The organism is Ruegeria sp. HKCCD6119, from assembly GCF_013110585.1.
GTDB lineage: Bacteria > Pseudomonadota > Alphaproteobacteria > Rhodobacterales > Rhodobacteraceae > Ruegeria.
The window spans coordinates 298,184-318,864 of record NZ_WVQV01000003.1 but is presented as its reverse complement, the minus strand read 5'-3'; the positions used below and the strand labels follow the sequence as shown (position 1 = coordinate 318,864).

At 55.5% G+C, this 20,681-nt stretch carries 15 protein-coding genes and 1 tRNA gene; 11 read left to right on the top strand and 5 right to left on the bottom strand.

Annotated elements, in window-relative coordinates; all coding sequences use genetic code 11:
• Positions 1-41 precede the first annotated feature (41 nt).
• From GS611_RS11530 to GS611_RS11520, 3 genes are read left to right on the top strand one after another with little or no spacing between them, the layout of a single operon-like run.
• Positions 42-1,097, top strand: a complete 1,056-nt coding sequence (locus GS611_RS11530; protein WP_171635729.1) for a glycine betaine/L-proline ABC transporter ATP-binding protein — start codon at positions 42-44, stop codon at positions 1,095-1,097.
• On the top strand, positions 1,094-2,635 hold the full coding sequence (locus GS611_RS11525; RefSeq protein WP_171635727.1) for an ABC transporter permease subunit: 1,542 nt from the start codon (positions 1,094-1,096) through the stop codon (positions 2,633-2,635). Before GS611_RS11530 ends, GS611_RS11525 begins: the two co-directional genes overlap by 4 nt.
• Complete coding sequence (locus GS611_RS11520) at positions 2,632-3,351, top strand: alpha/beta fold hydrolase (protein ID WP_171635724.1); 720 nt, start codon at positions 2,632-2,634, stop codon at positions 3,349-3,351. The genes GS611_RS11525 and GS611_RS11520 overlap by 4 nt, the downstream gene beginning before the upstream one ends.
• Positions 3,352-3,619: 268 nt before the next feature.
• Here GS611_RS11520 and GS611_RS11515 read toward each other — a convergent pair whose 3' ends face one another.
• Positions 3,620-4,525 carry a hypothetical protein gene (locus GS611_RS11515; RefSeq protein WP_171635722.1) on the bottom strand — a complete coding sequence of 302 codons (906 nt, stop codon included), beginning with the start codon at positions 4,523-4,525 and terminating at the stop codon, positions 3,620-3,622.
• Positions 4,526-4,671: 146 nt separating this feature from the next.
• Here GS611_RS11515 and GS611_RS11510 point away from each other — a divergent pair.
• Positions 4,672-4,747, top strand: a tRNA-Thr gene (locus GS611_RS11510).
• 1,014 nt (positions 4,748-5,761) lie between these two features.
• Here the strand turns inward: GS611_RS11510 and GS611_RS11505 are convergent.
• Complete coding sequence (locus GS611_RS11505) at positions 5,762-6,802, bottom strand: LacI family DNA-binding transcriptional regulator (protein ID WP_171635720.1); 1,041 nt, start codon at positions 6,800-6,802, stop codon at positions 5,762-5,764.
• A 99-nt stretch (positions 6,803-6,901) separates the two neighbouring features.
• Between GS611_RS11505 and GS611_RS11500 the strand changes: the two genes are divergently transcribed.
• The 5 genes from GS611_RS11500 (at position 6,902) to GS611_RS11480 (ending at position 12,856) form a co-directional block, all read left to right on the top strand.
• Positions 6,902-8,413, top strand: coding sequence for a tripartite tricarboxylate transporter permease (locus tag GS611_RS11500; RefSeq protein WP_171635718.1), 1,512 nt, complete (start codon positions 6,902-6,904; stop codon positions 8,411-8,413).
• Positions 8,410-8,880 carry a tripartite tricarboxylate transporter TctB family protein gene (locus tag GS611_RS11495; RefSeq protein WP_171635715.1) on the top strand — a complete coding sequence of 157 codons (471 nt, stop codon included), beginning with the start codon at positions 8,410-8,412 and terminating at the stop codon, positions 8,878-8,880. Before GS611_RS11500 ends, GS611_RS11495 begins: the two co-directional genes overlap by 4 nt.
• A 49-nt stretch (positions 8,881-8,929) precedes the next feature.
• Positions 8,930-9,892 (top strand): tripartite tricarboxylate transporter substrate binding protein, encoded by a 963-nt coding sequence (locus tag GS611_RS11490; RefSeq protein ID WP_171635713.1) that lies wholly within the window; start codon positions 8,930-8,932, stop codon positions 9,890-9,892.
• A gap of 64 nt (positions 9,893-9,956) precedes the next feature.
• On the top strand, positions 9,957-11,360 hold the full coding sequence (locus GS611_RS11485; RefSeq protein ID WP_171635711.1) for an aldehyde dehydrogenase family protein: 1,404 nt from the start codon (positions 9,957-9,959) through the stop codon (positions 11,358-11,360).
• The gene (locus GS611_RS11480; RefSeq protein ID WP_171635708.1) at positions 11,357-12,856 is read left to right on the top strand and encodes an AMP-binding protein; all 1,500 of its coding nucleotides are present in this window, start codon (positions 11,357-11,359) and stop codon (positions 12,854-12,856) included. The genes GS611_RS11485 and GS611_RS11480 overlap by 4 nt, the downstream gene beginning before the upstream one ends.
• A 153-nt stretch (positions 12,857-13,009) precedes the next feature.
• On the opposite strand, the gene GS611_RS21130 is transcribed toward GS611_RS11480, so the two are convergent.
• Positions 13,010-13,237 (bottom strand): hypothetical protein, encoded by a 228-nt coding sequence (locus GS611_RS21130; protein WP_245218079.1) that lies wholly within the window; start codon positions 13,235-13,237, stop codon positions 13,010-13,012.
• Between the two features lie 319 nt (positions 13,238-13,556).
• On the opposite strand from GS611_RS21130, the gene GS611_RS11470 reads away from it, so the two are divergent.
• Both GS611_RS11470 and GS611_RS11465 read left to right on the top strand, forming a co-directional pair.
• A complete protein-coding gene (locus tag GS611_RS11470) occupies positions 13,557-14,006 on the top strand; it encodes a mechanosensitive ion channel domain-containing protein (RefSeq protein WP_371732248.1) in 450 nt (149 codons plus the stop codon).
• Positions 14,007-14,214: 208 nt separating this feature from the next.
• The gene (locus GS611_RS11465; protein WP_171635706.1) at positions 14,215-14,715 is read left to right on the top strand and encodes a hypothetical protein; all 501 of its coding nucleotides are present in this window, start codon (positions 14,215-14,217) and stop codon (positions 14,713-14,715) included.
• A gap of 11 nt (positions 14,716-14,726) precedes the next feature.
• Here GS611_RS11465 and GS611_RS11460 read toward each other — a convergent pair whose 3' ends face one another.
• Both GS611_RS11460 and gyrB read right to left on the bottom strand, forming a co-directional pair.
• Positions 14,727-17,495, bottom strand: coding sequence for an AsmA family protein (locus tag GS611_RS11460; RefSeq protein WP_253284994.1), 2,769 nt, complete (start codon positions 17,493-17,495; stop codon positions 14,727-14,729).
• Positions 17,496-18,220: 725 nt separating this feature from the next.
• Positions 18,221-20,638, bottom strand: a complete 2,418-nt coding sequence (gyrB, locus tag GS611_RS11455; protein ID WP_152456615.1) for a DNA topoisomerase (ATP-hydrolyzing) subunit B — start codon at positions 20,636-20,638, stop codon at positions 18,221-18,223.
• Between the last annotated feature and the right edge of the window lie 43 nt (positions 20,639-20,681).

Sequence of the window (20,681 nt, the reverse complement as noted above, 5' to 3'; positions counted from 1 at the left end):
CAATGGACGGCGCCACCCAAATGCGCACCTCTGGGGGACTTATGAGCGACGATACCGTTATTGAAATCTCGAATGTCTGGAAGATTTTCGGGGGCAGGCCCGAGGTGGCGCTGCAGGCAATCCGCGACCGTGGATTGGACAAGGCCCAGGTGCTGGCGGAATACAACTGCGTTGTCGGCGTCGCGGATGTCAGTCTTTCGGTCAACCGGGGCGAGATATTCTGCATCATGGGCCTGTCAGGCAGCGGGAAGTCCACTCTGGTTCGCCATTTCAACCGGCTGTTGGAACCCACCGCAGGCAAGATCGAAATCGAAGGCACTGACGTGATGGCCCTGGGCCCGAAAGAGCTTCAGCAGTTTCGCAACAACAAGATTGGCATGGTGTTTCAGAACTTTGCGCTGATGCCGCATCGGTCTGTGCTGGACAATGTCGCAATGCCGCTGGAGATCCGGCAGGTCAGCAAGAATGAACGCATGCGTCAGGCCGCTGCTATTCTGGATATCGTCGAACTCGGAGCCTGGGGATCGAAATTCGCACACGAGCTGTCCGGGGGTATGCAGCAACGTGTGGGCCTTGCCCGGGCACTGGCAGCGAACCCGGATGTGTTGTTGATGGACGAACCGTTCTCGGCGTTGGACCCGTTGATCCGGCGGCAATTGCAGGATGAGTTCATTCGACTGAGTAAAATCCTGAAAAAGTCGACGATCTTCATCACCCATGATTTGGATGAAGCCGTCCGTATCGGGAACCGGATCGCAATCATGCGCGACGGCAAGGTGGTGCAGATCGGGACGGCCGAAGACATCGTCATGAACCCCGCCGACGACTATGTCGCCGATTTCGTGGCGGGTATCTCAAGGCTCAAGGTGGTGCGTGCCCACGCCGTCATGCGGCCCATACCGGAACATGTCGCGACCCACGGTCCTCTGCCCTCGGATGCCCCGCGTGTGAATGAAGGCGAAAACCTGAGCACGCTGATCAATCTGGCAATCGACACCGACAGCGCGATCCTTGTGGAGGACGGCGGCGAGGATGTTGGCGTCATAACCCGTGCCGATCTGTTGCGCACCGTGATCGAAGGAACCGAAGTGTCATGAGGTCTTCAGATGTGAACCCGCTGGAAGATACCGAGAGCGAAGCAGCCCAAGCATATGCCGAAGAGCGGCGCGAAAACATCCGGGCCTTTGTTCGCACCAGCCCCGACTATTACATCCGCAACTTCGACAAGATCGGCGCGTCGTCCCGCTTTACGCCGACTTTCAATCTGATGGCCGGGTTGTTTGGCCCGGTCTGGTTCGGCGCGCGGGGCTTGTGGTCATGGGCGTTGCCATTTCTGATCCTGGAAACAATAGCCTATGTGCAGATCGCGCGCGGGTTGTTCGGCGACCTGGCGGCCGAGGCAATGGAACGCATCGCGTCAATTGAAGGGACGCTTGAGCTGCGCCGTCAGCAGTTGGCCGCTGCCATCGAAAACAACTCGGACAAGATCGATGTCTATCAGCGAACGGTGGACTCGCTCGAGGAAAACATAGGCGGCATCCGCGCCGAAGTCGAAGCAATGGCCGCTGAAGGGCCTTACATTGTTCTGACCGGCCTGATCATTCTGATCATCGTCAAGCTTGTTCAGTCTCAGGTGGCAAATTGGGCGCTCGAGTCGCGTTTCTCGGAATGGCTGTCAGATCGTTCAATCCGATCTGCAATGCCGGTATCGCAGATCGTGTTCAGCGCGATCTTCATGGCGCTGATCGTTGCTGCGGCGATGATGCATTACAGCTTTCCGGGGCGTTTCTCGTTGCTCAGCCATTTCCCGACAGACCCCAATATCCGCCTGACCAGCATCACCTGGGTGGAAGATTTCATCGCCTGGTGCGTGCGCAACAGCGAAGCGTTCTTTGACGGGCTGACATTCGGCATCCGTACCCTGCTGGACGCGCTTGAGGTCATCTTGGTGCAGACGCCTTGGATCGTGATCGCCAGTCTCATCATTCTGCTGACATGGCTGACTGCGGGTGTCAGCACGGCAATCTATTCGGGCGCGTTTCTGGCCTATATGGGGCTGTTGGGCTTTTGGGAGGGCGCAATGACCACGCTGGCCTTGTTGGGGACAGCGGCATGCCTGTCGATTGTCATCGGAATTCCACTGGGCATGTTCGCGGCGCGTCGCCCTCGGTTCTACGCTTTCATCCAGCCGATCATGGATTTCATGCAAACCATGCCCGCCTTTGTTTTCATGGTCCCCGTGATCGCGTTTTTTGGTGTCGGCAAGCCGGCGGCGGTTGTGGTCACGATGATTTTCGGTGGTACGCCCGTGGTGCGCCTGACCGTTCTCGGCTTGCGTGGCGTGCCCGAAAGCGTGCGCGAGGCGGCGATCAGTTTCGGCGCCAACAAATGGTACCTGCTCACCAAAGTCGACTTGCCGCTGGCAAGCCCGTCGATCCGGGCGGGGATCAATCAGACAATCATGTTGTCACTGGCAATGGTTGTTGTTGCGTCTCTGATCGGTGCCAAAGGGCTGGGCGAGGATGTTCTTGAAGCGTTGCAATACGCGAATGTGGGCCAGGGTATTCTTGCGGGGTTCTCAATCCTGTTCTGTGCCATGATCCTCGATCGGATTGTACAGGGCGGCCGGAAATGACACCCATCGTGTTTATTCACGGGTTCCTGGGCGGCAGTCGGCAATGGCAGCGGCAGGTCGAGGCCCTGAAAGGTTACGATGTCATCACGCTGGATCTGCCGGGTTTTGGCGAAAATGCGCAACGTGACGCGTTTTGCAGCATCTCGGGATTCGCGGACTGGGCTCTGAATGAGCTGAAGGCGCGCGACATCGAGACATTCCACCTGGTTGGCCACTCGATGGGTGGAATGGTCGCGCAGGAAATGGTTGCGCGCGCGCCCGAGCGTGTTGACCGTTTGGTTCTTTATGGCACCGGCTCCGTCGGTGTGCTGCCCGGGCGGTTTGAGACCATCGACACCTCGAAAACCCGTGCCTGTGCAGACGGGCCGAAAGTGACGGCGCGACGGATTGCGGCAACCTGGTTTCTCGAACGCGAAAATGCTTTGGAATATGAACTTTGCGCCACGATAGCCCAGAAAAGCAACCTGAAGGCCATGCTCGCTGGTTTGGATGCGATGCATTCCTGGAGCGGCGCTGAAAACCTGCCGGCAATCAAGACCAAGACGCTGATTATCTGGGGGGATCGTGATCGCACCTACCCATGGAGTCAGACGGAACAGTTGTGGCAATCCATCCCGAATGCAAACCTCGCGGTGATACCAAACTCTGCACATGCGGCGCATCTGGAAAAAGCCGAGCTGTTCAACGGGGTATTGCGAGACTACTTTGCTGCCTGATGAATTGCGCCAAACAATTGAACCGGTCAGATGTTGCCATTCCGCGGCAAACCGGATGATCGATTTGGTCGAACGCCATGGTCCGTCAGATTAATCCGTTGATCGGCCGGATTTTACATATCAACGCGTCGCCGCAAGACCACCAGTTCCTGGCCTGATATTCGGCAGGGCCCCAAATTGGCATGCGTTCCTGCCCTCACGCTTGAATCGTCGAAAAAGTTTCCTTCGCGCAGTTATGCACCCAATCCAACGAAACTGCGCAAATCGATCAGATTTGCAAAACACGGACGTCCGGCATGGACCGGATCGTGGCCAGATCTTGCTCGTAAAGCTCTGTGAACGCTTCAACTATATCGGAATTCCAGCCCGGCAAGTCGAGCTCTTCTTCGATCTGCTCCGGTCGGGCGTATTCGTCCAGAATATTTGCCATCTCTTCACGTCGGCGGCCGGGATCGATGGCGTCCCCTTTTCTCACGATGTCCAATACATGACGTTGTCCGGCTTCTGTCAAAAGGGAGGACAGGAATGCAAACTCTTCATGAAGCACAGCCTCATCAGGCAATCCCGCTATGGCGCGGACGATATCGCCCCAGATAAGCGGCGAATTCTCGTGTTCCCACAAGGTGAGCTGAACCTGAGGCGCAAGATCCCGCAGGTCTTCGATCATGCCAAGCCAGCTGAGGCAGCTTAAATCGGTGCTGGCCAGAATGTCCCGCCGATGGTCCTCATGGATCGAGGCCAGAATCTTTGGAATAAAAACCCCGGGGTTCACCAGCCCTGCAAACACTTGAACCTGCACGCCGTCCAGCAGAGTGTCCGCATGGGCCGTTCTATTCCCCGCAAACGGATAGATCTGGCCGTCTTGCAGCGCGGTGCGCCTGGGGCCAAAGAACTTGTCGCTCGACACAACCACGCGGTCCAGATTCTGGTTTCCGGCAACAAGCTCGGACAATCTGTTCCGTGCGTCTGCATCAGATACATCCTGCAGAATCGATTCAGACATCACTTTGACGAATAGCCGGGACCGACGCGGCCCCAGAACCGCAGTTTGGTACTTGGCCAGTACGCTCCTGTTCGCACCAAGCGAGGACATCACCAGCCCTTCATCCGAAAAGGCAACACCGGCGTGGATGGCAACCTGCATTTTTTCCTTTACCCCTTGGCTTTTCTGCATAGCCGCGTCCGTTACCACACGCGAGATATTTGCAACGGATGAATTCAGCGTTTTTTTGCACGTTCTCAGGAAATCGGGCAATGTCTAAGTTTGGGCTAAAATTCAGGCTTGCAGTCCACTGCCAGAGGAAGTAATCGACAGCCAGTGCCCCTATAGCTCAGCTGGTAGAGCAACTGATTTGTAATCAGTAGGTCCGCGGTTCGAGTCCGTGTGGGGGCACCATTTGAAATCATTGAAAATGAACAAATAATTTCGCATCGCCGGCGATGTGCGTTTCGAATTTTCAAACGTTTTTCTAACGTTCGCGGTTTCGTTGCCCCGTCGTTTAAACGTGCCGGCGACTCAGTGAAAAATTTCCAGGGTGCGCCAAAATCCCGCTACATCAGGGCTTTAGCGTTCCGCCGTACAGGGGGCATCTTTGCTCAGTAGGTGGAAAACACGATTCCGTACTCTCAGCCTGTCCAGTCGATTTGACTGGGAGAAGAGAGGTTTCCCTTGCCGTCGGATTTGATCAAGGGCCTCAGCTTCTTGCTCCCTTTTTTTGTGAAGCGAAAAGGGAATCTCGTCGAGGAATGGGTTCATCTGATCAACGGTAAGCTGCTTGTCGCCACCAACAGTTTGATTGTCGACTATGAGATTTCGGCCGAAACTCTTCTTGATCTCAAGTTCGACGCCAAAGTAATCCGAGCTTTGTCAGCCTTTGGGTCAGCCCCCTCATATCTGATCAACGACCAAGAAGACTTTTGTCAGAAGTGGGACGACGGCCAACGGTTTTTCATATCCAGAAAGGGCGCATTGAAACCCATATGGTTTCCCGGATCACCACGCGACTTGGCTGGTCGAAAAAGCGTTGAACGACGACCATGTTCCCAAGAGCCCACGGCGATCCAGAAAGGCAGGAAGCCGCGAAAGAACATCGAACGACGGCGACGATTCTTCACTGATTGAAGATTGATGGATTGGCCGCTTCAGAAAGATCAAGTGGCCTCGGAACAGCCCCGCGCCGAACGTTCAAGAGTCATGGGCGATGCTGCGATCCAGATGTTCGGTCAAGGGACTTCTTTGAGCGTATTTCGACAAGCGCAAAACACGGTCGACGCGGAATACCGACCTTCTCAAAATCGGTATTTGATTGGCAACAAACCAGAAGAACAGACTTTCGGCGCTGATGTTTCGACACCGCCCGGTCCAAAATACAGGTCTCGGAACTTGTTTCGGTTAAGGAAGTCCCGAGATTTATCTGGACGGCGCTCCTGATGGGGTGGACGTCGATGCCCTGGTCAGCACTTTCAGGTCGCACTTGGTCGTCGTGATCTTTTCGGAATGCTCTGCGACAATGCTTGTGATCAATTCTGCGGACAGGGCGCCAATGCGCTTGGCTGGGATGCGAATGGTCGAGAGGGACGGTTCGATTTCGCTTGAGCCTTTGAAATCTCCGATTCCCATGACGGACAGGTCTTCAGGAACACGCACACCGCAGTGTTTTGCTGCGTACAGCACGCCCTGAGCGATAATGTCATTGCCGCATAAAATAGCGGTAGGACGTGGTGAATGATCCAACAAGCTTATGCAAGCGCGTTTGGCTTCCAAAATGCTATAGGGGGCTTCCAGGCGCCATTGTTCGGGAACCTCGATCCGTTCCAATCCCAATTCTTCCAAGGCGCCGTGCAACCGGTCATATGCGCGATCATTCCCGGCAGGGTCGGGAAAGATCAAACCTATGTCGCGGTGTCCCAAATCCAGCAAGTGGCGTGCGGACAAACGGCCAGCTTCAGAATTCTGAACACCCACGCAAGACAATCGCGCTTCATCGTCATAGTTCCAGATTGCAATCGTCGGAACACCCTGTTGTTCGATCAATTGATACGTCGATTCCGAGTGTTCAAGCCCGATAAGCGCAAGCCCGTCAACGCGATGCTCCATCAGTTTGCGCAGCATCTTGTATTCGCGCTCCAGATCGAACCCGTGCGAAGCAATCAACATCGTGAAACCATGCTGGTCCAGCCCATCCGAAAAGGATTGGATCAGTTCAGCGAAGATGGCGTTGTCGATTGTCGGCACCACCAGCCCGACAGTTCCGCTGCGTCGGCCGTGCATGACTTGCGCGGCTCGGTTGCGAATATATCCAAGCTTCTGCACCGCCCGGTCTATCTTTTTCCGAGTCGCCGGCTTGAGCAATTCCGGGTGATTGAAGCTTCTCGAAACCGTCGAGATGGAAACACCGGCAGCCTTTGCGACAGCGACAATATCCGGCTTATCCATATGTTTTTTATTCATAACTTTCGTTCGATCGAGGCTATTTATGAAAACATTTGCAAAACTATTTTCATCTCTTAGCCTAAAATGTCAACGCGCAAACAAACACAGGGATGCAACGTGGAATTTCTGTATTACTTCGGAGATGTCTTCACACCGGTCTCGTTCGGGCTGTTGCTCTTGGGAACGATTGGCGGGCTGATTTTGGGGGCAACCCCCGGACTGTCACCCACCATGGCCGTGGCCCTGCTGATCCCATTCACGTTTCATCTGGCACCCGTTCAGGGGCTGATCCTTCTTGGCGCGGCCTATACCTCGACGGTCGCCGGCGGCGCGGTCAGCGCCATCCTTCTGAAAATTCCCGGAGCGCCCGCAAACATCGCCACGACGTTGGATGGGCATACGATGGCCAAGCAGGGCAAGGGCGCACAGGCGTTGCAGCTGAGCTTTCTGGCGTCTGCCGTTGGGGGGGTGATCGGAGTGCTTCTGCTCATCTTCCTGACACCGGTTCTTGCGCAATGGGCGTTGGCCTTTGGACCAAGCCACCTGTTCTGGCTCGCCATCCTGGGCGTAACCGTCATCGGATCGCTGGATAGTGCATCCGTTGTCAAAGGGTTGCTGTCGGGATGCATCGGTCTTTGGCTTGCGACCATTGGGTTCGATGACATCATGGGCGCGCAACGGTTCATCTTCCACCCGGCGCTTGGTGGCGGCATCAACATCATCGCCGCGCTCATCGGGCTTTTTGCAATTCCTCAGGTCCTGACCATGTTCGCCAAGGGCCGCAACACGGCAAATGCCGAAGTGATCGAAGTCGAAAAGCACTCGATCATGGATGCGGTGCGTGAGCTTCTGCGCCGCCCGAGGGCACTGAGCATCGGCACCATTACCGGCTCGGTCATCGGGCTGATCCCGGGCGTCGGTGGACAGATCGCGGGTTTGGTCGCCTATGACCAGACCAAGAAGTTCAGTCCCGAGCGCGAGAAATTCGGAAAGGGCCACAGCGAAGGCGTGATCGCAGCGGAAAGCGCGAACAACGCCATGGTCGGCCCCAGCCTTGTTCCGCTTTTGACGCTCTCGATCCCGGGGTCGCCGACTGCGGCGGTGCTGCTGGGCGGCCTGTTGATCCACGGGATTTTTCCCGGCACGGACCTTTTCGACAACCACCCGGATGTTGCCTGGACCTTCATAAATTCGATGCTGATCGGGCAGGTGTTGATGTGCATCTTCGGTCTTTATGTCGCGGGCCTTGCCGCCCGGGTGGCGCAGGTACCGCAGAGCGTCATGGCCGCAGTTGTTCTGGGCCTGGCTGTCTTCGGAAGCTATTCGGTACAGTCCAGCATGGGCGACGTCTATGTCATGGCGGCACTTGGCGTCATGATGTACTTTCTTGAGCGTTTTGGCTTTTCAGCTGCGCCACTGGTGCTTGGCCTGATCCTTGGCCCGATTGCCGAGGCGAACTTCATTCAAGGTTCGATGATTGCAGGGGCCAGCGAAGGGATGGCCAGCTATTTCCTGACCGGAACGCTGAATATCGTTCTGATCGCAATCGTCATCGCTTCGATCGCCTATTCGGTCTGGATGGAGCTTCGCAATCGTCGCTACACATCAAAAGAGGAGATCATGGCATGAGTTCCGTCAGTCTTCCACGCGCGCAACATATTGTGGCGTCCGGCGTCATTGCTGCCGTCGGGATCTGGGTGGCATGGGTCAGCTATACCCAGCAACCGGCCGAAGCTTTCTTGTTCCCACGCCTGATTTCGACTGTGTTTGTCGTTCTGGCCCTGTGGACGTTTGCCAAGGCGCTTCTGGGCTGGACCAAGGTGGGCAACGGCGTCTCGCGCAAGGATTTCATTTGGCTTCTGCCAGGACTGATTATCGCGCTCATCTACATCTTTTGGGCCGCCAAGGCGCTTGGGTTTTACACCGCCGGAACGATCACATTCTTCTTGCTGCTCAGCTTCTATGACCCTGCACCGCATGGCGAAATCAAAACCTGGACTAGGCGTGTGATCATCACGATCGGGTATTTGGCCGTAATGTATGGGCTCTTCGCCATGCTCCTCAAAGTTTACACGCCACGAGAAGTATTTTTCTGAAAAAGACCGCGCGAAAAGCGGCTTACGCAAATCCAAGGGAGGATCTGAAATGAAACATCTACTGGCAGGCGCTGCACTGGCGCTGATGTCCCTGACCGGTGGCGCGGCCGTCGCGCAGGACTACCCCGAACGCCCGATCATGATGATGGTCAGTTACGGTGCGGGTGGCGCCACCGACTTTCAGGCGCGCATCGTCACCATGACTGCGGGAAATGAAGACGCGCTTGGAATGCCCATCGCGATCATCAACAAGCCGGGGGCCGGTGGCCGTGTCGGCTGGAACTGGTTTGCGACACAGGCCGAGGCTGATGGCTATACGCTGGCGGCTTACAACATCCCGCATTTCATCGCCCAGTCGATCAAGGGCGGCGTTGAATATTCGGCAGACAGCTTTGAGCCCATCGCCAACTGGGGGGCGGATCCTGCGGTATTCGTCGTGGCCAAGGACAGCCCCTTCAATTCCATGCAGGAGGTGGTGAACTATGCCAAGGAAAACCCGGGGAAGCTGACCTTTTCGGGTGCGGGCCTGTTCGTCGGGCACCACATCGCCGCTTTGCAGCTTGAGAAGGAAGCCGGGGTCAAAATGGCGTACATCCCGACCAAGGGCGGCGGTGCGGCGGCCATGAAAGCCGTGATTGCAGGCGACGTCATGGGCGGCGTGAACAACCTGTCCGATGCGTTCCGCGCACAGGAAGCCGGAAATGTCAAAATCCTTGGCGTGTTCGATCTGGAACGCAGCGCGTTCCTGCCGGACGTCCCCACACTGAAAGAGCAAGGCTTTGACATCGACAATGCCAGCGTGAATTTCCGCGGCGTCATGGTCCCCAAGGGCACCCCGCCAGAGGTCATCGACAAACTGGCCGCTACAGTCCCGGAAATGTTCAAAAACGCGCGGGTGGCAGGAAAAATGAAAGCCGGTGGATCACCCATGCACGTCATGACCCGCGAAGAGGTTCAACAGATGTGGGCCGCACGTCAGGAAACCCTGCAAGAGCTTCTGGCGGGTCTGTAACGATTTGAGCAGTGGCACAGGATGGGGCGGTTTCCGCCCTGTCCCCACCAATAGGAATTCAATGATGAATGCACATGATGACATCGCCCAAGTCAGTTTGATCATGACCCGTGCGCGCACCGCTCAGAAAGAATACGAAACCGGCGCCACCCAGACGCGCTATGACCGCGCAGCAGCTGCCGCCGCCTGGGCGATCATGGAGCCTTCACGCAACAGGGCTTTGGCCGAACTTGCGGTCAAGACGACAGGACTGGGCAACGTGCCGGACAAGGTGATCAAGAACCATCGCAAGACCCTTGGCCTGATGCGCGACATAAAAGACGTCAGAACCCATGGGATCATCCATGAGGATGCAAGTACCGGCATCACCGAGATTGCGCGCCCAATCGGGGTGATTGGCGCCGTGGTGCCGTCGACGAACCCGGCAGCCACACCCGCCAACAACATCATCAACGCGTTGAAATGCGGCAACTCGGTTGTTGTCGCCCCGTCACCCAAAGGCGTTGCAAGCTGCGAGCTGCTTTTGCGTTACATTCATGCCGAGTTCGACAAACTGGGGCTGGATCACGATCTGGTCCAGATGATTCCCCCGCCGGGTTCCAAGGCCAAGACTCAGGCGATGATGGAGCTCTGCGACCGGGTGATCTGCACCGGCAGTCAAAACAATGTGCACCGCGCACAGACATGCGGCACCCCTGCGGTGGCCGTCGGTGCGGGCAATGTCACCGTGATCGTCGATGAGACAGCTGACCTGAAGGCCGCTGCCCGGAAGATCACGGCCTCCAAGACTTTCGACAATGCGACCTCCTGTTCGTCCGAGAACGCAATCATCGCCGTCGACGCAATCTATGATGATTTCGTCGCAGCCCTTGCCGATGAAGGAGGCGCATTGGTGAAGGACGAAAACCAGATCGTCTCAAAGCTTTGGCCGGATGGGCATCTGAGCCGCGAAGTGATCGCACAGGACGCCGACAAGATGATCAAGGCACTGGGCATGGTTGGTCAGGTGCCTGAAAACACAAGGTTCCTTGCAGTTGAAACCAAGGGGATCGGTCCGGATCATCCGCTTTCGGGTGAGAAACTAAGCCGCGTGGCTGCGCTCTATCGTGCAAACGATTTCGAGGACGCCCAAGCCATTGCCGCTCAAATCTTGCGGTATCAGGGCGCGGGGCATTCCATCGGGATACACACCGCCGATGATGCCCGTGCGGTGGCGTTGGGTGCCTCGATGCCCACCTGCCGCGTAATCGTCAATCAGGCTCACACCTTTGCGACCGGAGGGTCATTCAACAACGGCATGCCTTTCTCGCTTTCGATGGGGTGTGGCAGCTGGGGTGGCAATGCGATTGATGAGAACCTGCATTGGAAACACTTTGTCCAAAGCACCAAAGTCATCCGTGAAATCCCGGCGATCGAACCTTCCGTCGAAGATATCTTCGCGGATTATTGGGCTGATGCGGGGACATGAGTATGGACGATCAGACGCCCCCAGGCGGGACAATCCGCAGCTGGCTGGACGAACGCGCAAGCACCATCGGTGATCGTGATGCTTATCTGTTTTTCGACGGAGAAGCTGCGCTAACCTGGTCATCCCTGAGGGATCGGGCACGAAAACTGGCCGAAAATCTGACCGCGCAGGGATTGGACAAGGGGGCCAGCGTTGCCATCCTTCAACCAAATGGGCGCGAGGCGATCGAATGCCTTTACGGCGTGCTCTATGGCGGGTTCCGCGCAACGGTCATCAACCTTGTCGCCGGGGACGAGGCCATTGGATATGCGCTGGGCCATTGCGACGCACGAATTGCGTTTGTCGGCGACGCGCAGGCCGATCTGTTCGACAGAGTTCGCCCCAAAGAGATGACGCGGTATTCAGCCTCTCGTTTCGATAAGGCCCCTGATCTCCATGCGCTTGGTCCCGATGACGACGCGCTGCTCATGTATACCTCAGGGACAACCGGTCGCCCGAAGGGGGTCGTGCACAGTCACTTCAGCCTGCTGGCAGGCGGATGGACCCCTACCGTTGCGCACAAGCTGACACCGGCGGATCGTGGTCTTTGCGTGCTTCCGATCTATCACATCAACGGGCTCTGCGTGACCGTGCTGAGCGCGCTTGTTTCCGGCGGTTCCCTGGCCGTGGCCGAAAAGTTTTCAACGCGCAAATTCTGGGACCAGTGCCAGAGCGCCAAAACCACGTGGTTTTCGGTGGTGCCGACCATCATTTCGCACTTGCTGCATTCCGAATTGACACCCGCGCAGGAAACCAGAGCACGCCTTCGTTTCGGCCGCTCGGCATCCTCGCCGCTTGCACCAGATGTACAAACCGCGTTCGAAACCCGTTTTGAAGTCCCCATCGTCGAAACAATGGGCCTGACGGAAACAGCCGCACAGATCTTGTCCAACCCGCTGCCGCCGGGCGTCCGCAAGATTGGGTCGCCGGGCAAAGCTTACGGCAACGAGGCATGTATCCTGTCGGCAGATCTGACCCCCCTGCCGCCAAACACCAAGGGCGAAATCGCCGTACGCGGCCCCAATTTGATGAGAGAATATCTGAAGAACCCGGATGCCACGCGCGCGACATTCACGCCCGATGGCTGGCTGCGCACCGGAGACCTAGGGCATATGGACGAAGACGGGTACTTCTTCGTGACCGGCCGTTTGAAAGAGCTGATCATAAAGGGCGGAGAAAACATCGCCCCTCGTGAAATCGACGAAGCTCTATATTCGCACCCTGACGTGATCGAGGCTGCCGCATTTGCACGCCCTTGCAAAACCTACGGTGAACGCGTTGAGGCCGCCGTCAAATTGCGAACCGGGTCAAGCGTTTCATCCGACCAACTCATCGCGATATGCGTCCAACGGCTGGGTGCCTTCAAATCACCTGATAAGGTGCACTTGTTGCAAGACTTGCCAAAGGGTCCATCTGGAAAGATCCAAAGGATTAAGCTGCCTGTTTTGACACAGTGACCGATTGCAGCCCATAGAGGCCCCGCAAGCAGGCTTGCAATTTCCGATATGCAAACCAGACGGGCCTTCGCAAGGCATTGACCAATAACGGCATTCCCGAGGCTTGGGCCGGAACCAGAGCTTAAAACGATTTGAGCCATTTCATGAAAATTCTCACCGTGACCCTGTCTTGATCGCCGGGGCGGCAGGAGAAGTAGAGCCCACGATCCAATGGAACCCGGCTTTCATCAAGACGATCAACCGACCAAGTTCCAGATCCCACTCTGCCAGAAGATGCCTGGCCAGTGCCTCGCCCTTGGGCGAGTTCTTTGTTTTCCTCAAGCGCCATTCCAGCTTCACACCGAGCTTGCTTCCCATGAAGAACGGCGGGCGATGTACCATCAGGTAGATATCGGGTGGCTTCCCTGTAGCCACTTTTCGATTTGAGCAGGCCCGCCTGCATGACAGTATGGCCGATTCGATGAAGACACGCCAACGCCGAGCCACCCGTTCAAAACCAACCAACTAACCCGCAGAACTATGGGCGGATACCGCAAAACTATGGGGTATCCGCAGTGCTATGCGCGCACCTACGCATGTGTAAATCCGCTTATTACGCTGCATTCCCAACATTTATTTCATTGAAGAAAATCTTGGAAGATTGCCCATAACTCTGCGCTTTGTTTATGCATAACTTTGCACGATTTGCCCATAAGTTTGCGTGCCACAGAGAACCCATCGAACAAACCAGCTCCTGTGGCTTAAGGTCGGTGACAAGATCGGCGACGTAACAGAGATCAAACTGAAGGAAACACTCATCAAATCGATCAAAAACGAGATGATATGTATTCCAAATGCCCTGCTGCTCAATTCCGAAGTTGTGAACTACTCACGAAAAGTGGATGGTCGGGGGCTATTGGTGCACACGACGGTGGGGATTGGCTACGAGGAGCCTCCCAAGAAAATCAAAGCGATGCTGATTGAGGCGGCACACCGAACGCAAGGGTTGAGAAAGAGCCCAGAGCCATTTGTGCTTTGGACCCAGTTGGCAGATTACGCGATCAACTATGAAATGAACGCGTACACTTCTCGTGGATCGAGTTTACCAAAATTTTGTTGGATCTTCGCGAGAACATTGTCGATGTTTTTAATGAAAACGAAACTCAAATAATGACTCCGTCTTACATCGCTGACCCACCGGAACCCAAAATACCTTCAGCTGATTGAGTGTGAGCTTGCTCACATATCTGACTAACAACTCGTCAGGGTCATCTATGAAACTTCAAAAACGCAACACCGCCGTCGTCGGATTGGATTGATTGATATTGAGCAATGATTAGAATCAAACAAGAAATCTTCAGAACTCAGCGAGGCTCCGGATGATCAAGTGGGTACTTTCCGCAACTGTAGTGCTTCTGCCTGGGTTTGTTCACGCAGCCGGGATGGAACAGTGGGGTGAGTCCGGCGACTGGGCAATTCTCATCGATCCAGAAAAAGGCAACGGTTGTCTCGCGTGGAGAGCCTTTGAAGACGATATGACAGTAGAAATTGGCGCTGCACCAAACCAGGCTGGCGGCTTTTTTGCCGCCTACAATCCGGCCTGGGTTCAAGTCGAGGACGGTGCGACAGGCATAGTAAGATTTGATTTTGGTGATGCGCAGTTCGAAGGTGAGGCCGTAGGTGTCTACAAGAATGGCGTGCCCGGTGGCTACGCATTTTTCGACAATCCGGCATTTGTAACCGAGTTTGGAAAACGCCAAAGCGTTACGATCATTGGCGAAAGCGGAGCCGAAGTCGAACTCGATTTAAGCGGATCCGCAAAAGCCATTGAGGCCGTTCTGGCGTGTCAGGCGGAGCAGCCAGATCCGCTGAAGAATTAGGTCGCGACCGATTACTGCAATTGGTTGATGTCTGGCACGCAAGGTTGCCTGTTTACTGGCATTGCATCAGCGCCCTCTGGAGCCTTGTTCCTAGACCCACCCACATCCAGCTTGAACTTCGGTGATGAAAGCTGACCTGTCACATCAAACGGCCAAGCGCTGCGGGAAAGGGGTTTGCCCACGCGCCGTGGCTCCGCTCGTATTGCAATCGTATCGTTCAGCCAGTCCACTTGTCCCCTGGCCACCAACTGAACAGATGCTGTTTCAATGACGATGGAGTTTGAACTGACCCGCCCGGCCTGAATATCAACCGGAGCAACCACGCAAGTGATGTCGGTGTAGCCTTGTCTGAACTCTTCTGAAAACAGCCAAGGGAAAATACCTAGCCCGGCCAACTCAAGAAGACTGGTACTAATGTAACCTTGCGACATCGACAAAGACGCTTTGCCGCGCATGGAGTTGATGAAGGCCTTGCCCGAGGCGGTACTACCCGAAACGTTGAATTCACCACTCAAACGCCCGTAGGCATCAATTCCAATCCCTAACTCATCAAGGATCTCACCGAACTCCCACCCTGAGGTCGACCCCGACAATGAAAGCCAATCAGGTGAGTCAATCAGATCCATGACCGCCCGCAGGCTGAAGGTTCCGCCGCCATAAGCCATCTGAAGAGGTCCGAAATCCACGGTTCCGTCTTTTGCAGACAATTGGCTGGAAACAGATGTTACGCCTTGCTGGCCTACAATCTCTTCGAATTCGATCTGTACCTCGACGTCAGCTTCTCGCAGCACGCGTTGCACATCCAGAAGATCGGCAGGCTTCCCTTTTTCCTTTGGCAACACCAAGGGCTGGACGTTTGTCTCCTTCGACAAAACCAAAGGCTGAACTTCGGCTTCAGGTTCTTTTGGGGTTTCCCCTACCAGGCTTTTGAATTGGTCCAGCACGGCAGTCAGGTTCTTCAGGTCGTTGAGATCGAGCCTCTCGCTGGTAACGTTGCCGCGAACAACAGAAGAGCCATCCGGAAATTTTGCATCGAAAGCCGCTAGAAGCTGCGAGGAGCCAGCTTCGAACTCGATTGCAGCATTAAAGTCCTCGCCCTGCTTTGAGGTTTCAGCATCAATGCCGAGTGCGCCAATGTCGATAGGTTGCAGGTTGAGCGCGTTCAGAAACTGAGCACCATCGCCCACATCCAGGTTCACGTCGAAATCAAGCCCGGCCAGCCCTTTGAGCTCATTGACCGACAACGCAAGGTCGAGCGCCCAAAGATCGGTGTCATAGCTGGTCGCGTTGAACCTATTTAGTGATACCGGGCCTCCCGCATTGGATATGCTGAAGTCCGCCTTAATACCGCCAAACTGGTCGACAAAACCTTCGTCGAGATTGGGCAAAATCAACTTGGCAGGCCCATTCAGCATGCCATCGAAGCTCACGTCCTGAAGCTGAAGCAGGTCGAGTATTTCGCCTTGGGCTTTTAGCACCGGCTCCTCAATTGGGCCGGCTTGCAAGGTAATGCCCAACATCGCGAGGCGGCCATCCGGCATGCGGCGAATGCTCTCGATAGAGGCTGGGCCGATCACGTCCAACCCTTGGTCAAAGGCGTTGGTTTCGAACAGTAGCTTCTCGAATTCGAAGGAGGCGAGGGATCCAACCATATGCATTTCAAAGCCAGTGAACTTCAGATCTTGGATACTCTTTGCTGCTTGAGGCGGCTGCCCCTCTGGGTGAAGGCGCGCATTGAAAAGCAGATCGACGCCTTTAGCTGTATAGAGGTCATCTATCGAACCTTCAGCTTCGAGTTTTTGCCCATCTTCAAGGCTTACGGTTGTAGTAAATGCTTCGATCTTTAGGGCGTCCTGAGACACAAGCTCAGCTTGCAACTGGCCATTACCTTCCAGAACGCGTTCCAATCCCATGACATCGAGAAAGTCACCGAATTCGCCAGTATCCATCTCCAGGACAGCCCGATAACCGCCACCTTCGTCTTCCGCGAATGGCTCGCCATCGTAGCGGACAGTCATTTCTCCAAAGTTGGCTCTCGTCGTAAACGGCGCGTCATGGGGATAGTCGCCCTTGATTTCAAAACCTTGACCGTTGACCGAGCCGGAACCAGAGACCTTTGTTCTTTTTCCGTTATCTACTTGTTCAAGCGCAAGCGACTGAAGGTCAAACACAAATGAGAAGCCCGAGACCTTGTCGTCGATGTTTAACCCGATTGATGTGAAATTGACGTTCTTGTCGCTGAGAAAAGTAAGAATCCCACTGTTTTCTTTGCCACCAACTTCGGACGTTTCGAGTTCGGCCTCAGCGTCCTGATTGTCCTCTGCAAGCGACCCGTTGGTTTGAGGCGTTGGCATTGGTCGGCTTTTTCGCCAGCTTGTTGTCCCATCCGTGGCTGTAAGAAAGTTAGCCTGAAGACCGTCCACCAAAAGGTTGTCAAAGTGCAGACGTCCGTTGGCCAAGGCGGCAACGTCCAGTTCCAGTTCAAGCAGTTTCAATTCTGCAAGAGAGGTCTCTGGCAGTGTCTCGCTCGGGATGACCACACCGCCGACATAGATGTGGGTAATGCGACCTAGTGCGACGCTAACATCGTCGTTGACCAGAAGCGGCTGCCCAATTTGTTCCGAAAGAGCCTTTTCCACAAGGTTGCGTCGCATATCTGAGAACAACGGCGCAGCAAGTAGCAACCAAACAAAAGCGATTGCTGCAAAAGCGAGTAGCGCAACGAGTCCAATTATCCTAAACAGCCAAGTTCTCATTTGCTTCCCTGTGATCGCTTTCATAATTCAGTTTAACCGCAAATCGGAAATCTCCAATCTTTCTGGCAACTAAGGATATAGTGATTGCTATGTCGCGTTGGTTGCGTCCGTAGGATTGCATCCTATTTTCTGAGTTTTGGTGGCCTCTCCCCCGAGGTCAGCTCGTTCACAAAGAAAGTCCATGGGTTTGTGCTGTGCTTTCGGGAGCGTCCACGCTCGCGCCTAGATTTTCCGCCCTTTGATCACAGAGACGGGCTGAACGCGTCTGGCAATTTCATCAGCTCTGCCGCGACTTTGTACCCGATTGCGCAGTGCGGTGTTTTTTCGTTGCTGGCGTTCAGTCGTCCTGACAGATGGAGATAGACTTATAGTCCATAGTGCCGTGGAGGCAGAAAATTCAGGCACTAGTATTTGCGCATGCAACGAACGGCAGCTTCGAATCGCCCCAGTGCGGCATCAAAGTAGACTTCATAAAACTTGAAAAGGGCCGTCCGCGAAACTTTGCAAAGTCTGCTTTCTGCGCGTCGCAGACGTTCGCGAGAATCCAAGCAAAAAGGCCGCATGGAACCCAAGGTTCCTTAGGAAGGCCCTTTGCGTGATCGAGCAACGCAAAGGACCATAACCGCAACGACTAAGCCAAAAACTGATTGAATTCATCGCTAAGGCAGACAATCGCGCAGCGCAAAACTATGGGCAAACTATGCAAACTTATGGGGTGCGCGAAGTGTTATTCGCAAACCTACACATGATCAGAAATCCAGATTCTCAACACTCAAGGCGTTTTTCTGGATGAACTCCCGACGAGGTTCCACGACGTCACCCATCAACTTGGTGAACAGATCATCCGCCTCGACCATGTCATCCACGCGCACTTGCAGCAGCGTCCGCGCATCCGGATCCAGTGTCGTTTCCCACAGCTGGTCAGGGTTCATCTCACCCAAGCCTTTATAGCGCTGCAAGGACAAGCCCTTTTCACCCTCTTCCAGAATGGCGCGCAACAAGTCCAGCGGACCGTGGATCATCTGGCTGCGATCACGACGGTTCAAAGTGGCCGGAGAGTTGTAGATCTCTTGCAGGCTCTGCGTAAAGCTGCCGGTCTTGCGCGCCTCGCCCGAGCGCAGCATCGGGCCGTCCAGCGTGCGAACCTCTTCGACACCGCGCAGGATACGGGCCAGCCGGATGCCGTGATCCTGTGTGATCCGACCCTGCCAACCGCGTTCGTATTCCAACGCGATCAGATCCAGCCGTGCGGCGACTTTGTCAGCCACACCTTGCAGGTCAGCATCAACAGCGCCAGGCACAAAGGCTCCTGCAACGGCGGCCTGTTCCAGAATATGACGCGGGTAATGCGTTGGAAACGCATCCAGCACACGTTTAAGCTGACGCGCCTCATCCACCACGCGGGTCAGGTCCTGGCCGATGATTTCCTCACCCGAGCCGAGTTTCAGAACCGCGCCTTCGACGCCCTGATTGATCAGATAGTCATCCAGAGCGGCCTGATCCTTCAGGTAAACCTCTGACTTTCCGCGGGAAACCTTGTACAGCGGCGGTTGCGCGATATAGAGGTACCCGCCCTCGATCAGCTCAGGCATCTGCCGATAGAAGAAGGTCAGCAACAGGGTCCGGATATGCGCGCCGTCCACATCCGCATCGGTCATGATGACGATCTTGTGGTAGCGCAGCTTTTCGATGTTGAACTCATCGCGGCCAATGCCCGTACCCAGCGCCATGACGAGGTTGCCAATTTCCTGAGACGATAGCATCCGGTCGAACCGGGCGCGTTCGACGTTCAGGATTTTCCCCCGCAAGGGCAGAACCGCCTGCGTCAGACGGTCCCGGCCGGTCTGGGCAGAACCACCAGCCGAGTCACCCTCGACCAGGAAGACTTCGGTTTTCGATGGATCCTTCTCGGAACAATCCTTCAGCTTGCCCGCCAGATAGTTCACATCCATCGCCGTCTTGCGTCGGGTCAGCTCGCGTGCCTTCCGCGCAGCTTCCCGGGCCAACGCAGCCTCGATGATCTTGCCGACGATATTCTTGGCCTCGTTGGGGTTTTCTTCGAACCACTCGGCCAGTTTTTCGTTCATCAGACCTTCGACAGCCGGGCGGACCTCGGAGGAAACCAGCTTGTCCTTGGTCTGGGACGAGAATTTCGGGTCGGGCACTTTCACCGACAATACGCAGGTCAAACCTTCGCGCGCATCATCGCCGGTGAAGCTGACCTTTTCCTTTTTCGCGATCCCGCTGGACTGCGCATAGTTGTTGATCGTCCGGGTCAAAGCCCCCCGGAACCCAGCCACATGGGTCCCGCCGTCGCGCTGCGGAATGTTGTTGGTGAATGGCAGTACCGTTTCGTGGTAGCTGTCATTCCACCACATGGCGATCTCGACACCGATATCGTCGCGCTCACCCTTGATATAGATCGGCTCGGGCATGGCCGGCGTTTTGGATCGGTCGAGGTATTTGACGAACTCCTTTACGCCGCCTTCGTAGAACAGCTCGGTCTCCAGCCGCTCGGCAGGGCGTTCGTCGATCAGGATGATCCGCACGCCCGAGTTCAGGAATGCCAGTTCGCGCAGCCGTTTTTCCAACGTCTCGAACGAGTATTCGAGATTCGAGAACGTGTCGGTCGACGCCAGAAACCGCACTTCGGTTCCCGTACGATCGCCGCATTCGCCGACAACCTTCAGATGCTCTGCTGTTTCACCGCCCTCAAATCGCGCCACGTGCTCTTTGCCCGCGCGCCAAATGCGCAGCTCCAGCCAGTCCGACAGGGCGTTTACCACCGAAACACCCACGCCATGCAGGCCGCCCGACACCTTGTAAGAGTTGCTGTCGAACTTGCCGCCCGCGTGCAGCTGGGTCATGATGACCTCTGCCGCTGAAACGCCTTCTTCCGGGTGGATATCAACCGGAATTCCGCGGCCGTTGTCGCTGACCGAAACGCTGGAATCCGCGTGAATTTTCACGGTCACATGGTCGGCGTGACCCGCCAGCGCTTCGTCAATTCCGTTGTCGACAACCTCATACACCATGTGGTGCAGGCCCGATCCATCATCCGTGTCCCCGATATACATCCCGGGGCGTTTGCGAACGGCTTCTAAGCCCTTGAGAACTTTGATGGAATCTGCGCCGTATTCTTGAGGAGCCTGTGCGTCTTCGGACATTCAGTCAGTACCTATATTATTTTGGTACCTTATACGTTTTCTG

What these genes read in the sequence shown, in the direction of transcription:
- GS611_RS11530 (WP_171635729.1), top strand. Translation starts at nt 42, where the DNA reads ATGAGCGACGATACCGTTATTGAAATCTCGAATGTCTGGAAGATTTTC.
- GS611_RS11525 (WP_171635727.1), top strand. Translation starts at nt 1,094, where the DNA reads ATGAGGTCTTCAGATGTGAACCCGCTGGAAGATACCGAGAGCGAAGCA.
- GS611_RS11520 (WP_171635724.1), top strand. Translation starts at nt 2,632, where the DNA reads ATGACACCCATCGTGTTTATTCACGGGTTCCTGGGCGGCAGTCGGCAA.
- GS611_RS11515 (WP_171635722.1), bottom strand. Translation starts at nt 4,525, where the DNA reads ATGCAGAAAAGCCAAGGGGTAAAGGAAAAAATGCAGGTTGCCATCCAC.
- GS611_RS11505 (WP_171635720.1), bottom strand. Translation starts at nt 6,802, where the DNA reads ATGAATAAAAAACATATGGATAAGCCGGATATTGTCGCTGTCGCAAAG.
- GS611_RS11495 (WP_171635715.1), top strand. Translation starts at nt 8,410, where the DNA reads ATGAGTTCCGTCAGTCTTCCACGCGCGCAACATATTGTGGCGTCCGGC.
- GS611_RS11490 (WP_171635713.1), top strand. Translation starts at nt 8,930, where the DNA reads ATGAAACATCTACTGGCAGGCGCTGCACTGGCGCTGATGTCCCTGACC.
- GS611_RS11485 (WP_171635711.1), top strand. Translation starts at nt 9,957, where the DNA reads ATGAATGCACATGATGACATCGCCCAAGTCAGTTTGATCATGACCCGT.
- GS611_RS11480 (WP_171635708.1), top strand. Translation starts at nt 11,357, where the DNA reads ATGAGTATGGACGATCAGACGCCCCCAGGCGGGACAATCCGCAGCTGG.
- GS611_RS21130 (WP_245218079.1), bottom strand. Translation starts at nt 13,237, where the DNA reads ATGGTACATCGCCCGCCGTTCTTCATGGGAAGCAAGCTCGGTGTGAAG.
- GS611_RS11465 (WP_171635706.1), top strand. Translation starts at nt 14,215, where the DNA reads ATGATCAAGTGGGTACTTTCCGCAACTGTAGTGCTTCTGCCTGGGTTT.
- GS611_RS11460 (WP_253284994.1), bottom strand. Translation starts at nt 17,495, where the DNA reads ATGAAAGCGATCACAGGGAAGCAAATGAGAACTTGGCTGTTTAGGATA.
- gyrB (WP_152456615.1), bottom strand. Translation starts at nt 20,638, where the DNA reads ATGTCCGAAGACGCACAGGCTCCTCAAGAATACGGCGCAGATTCCATC.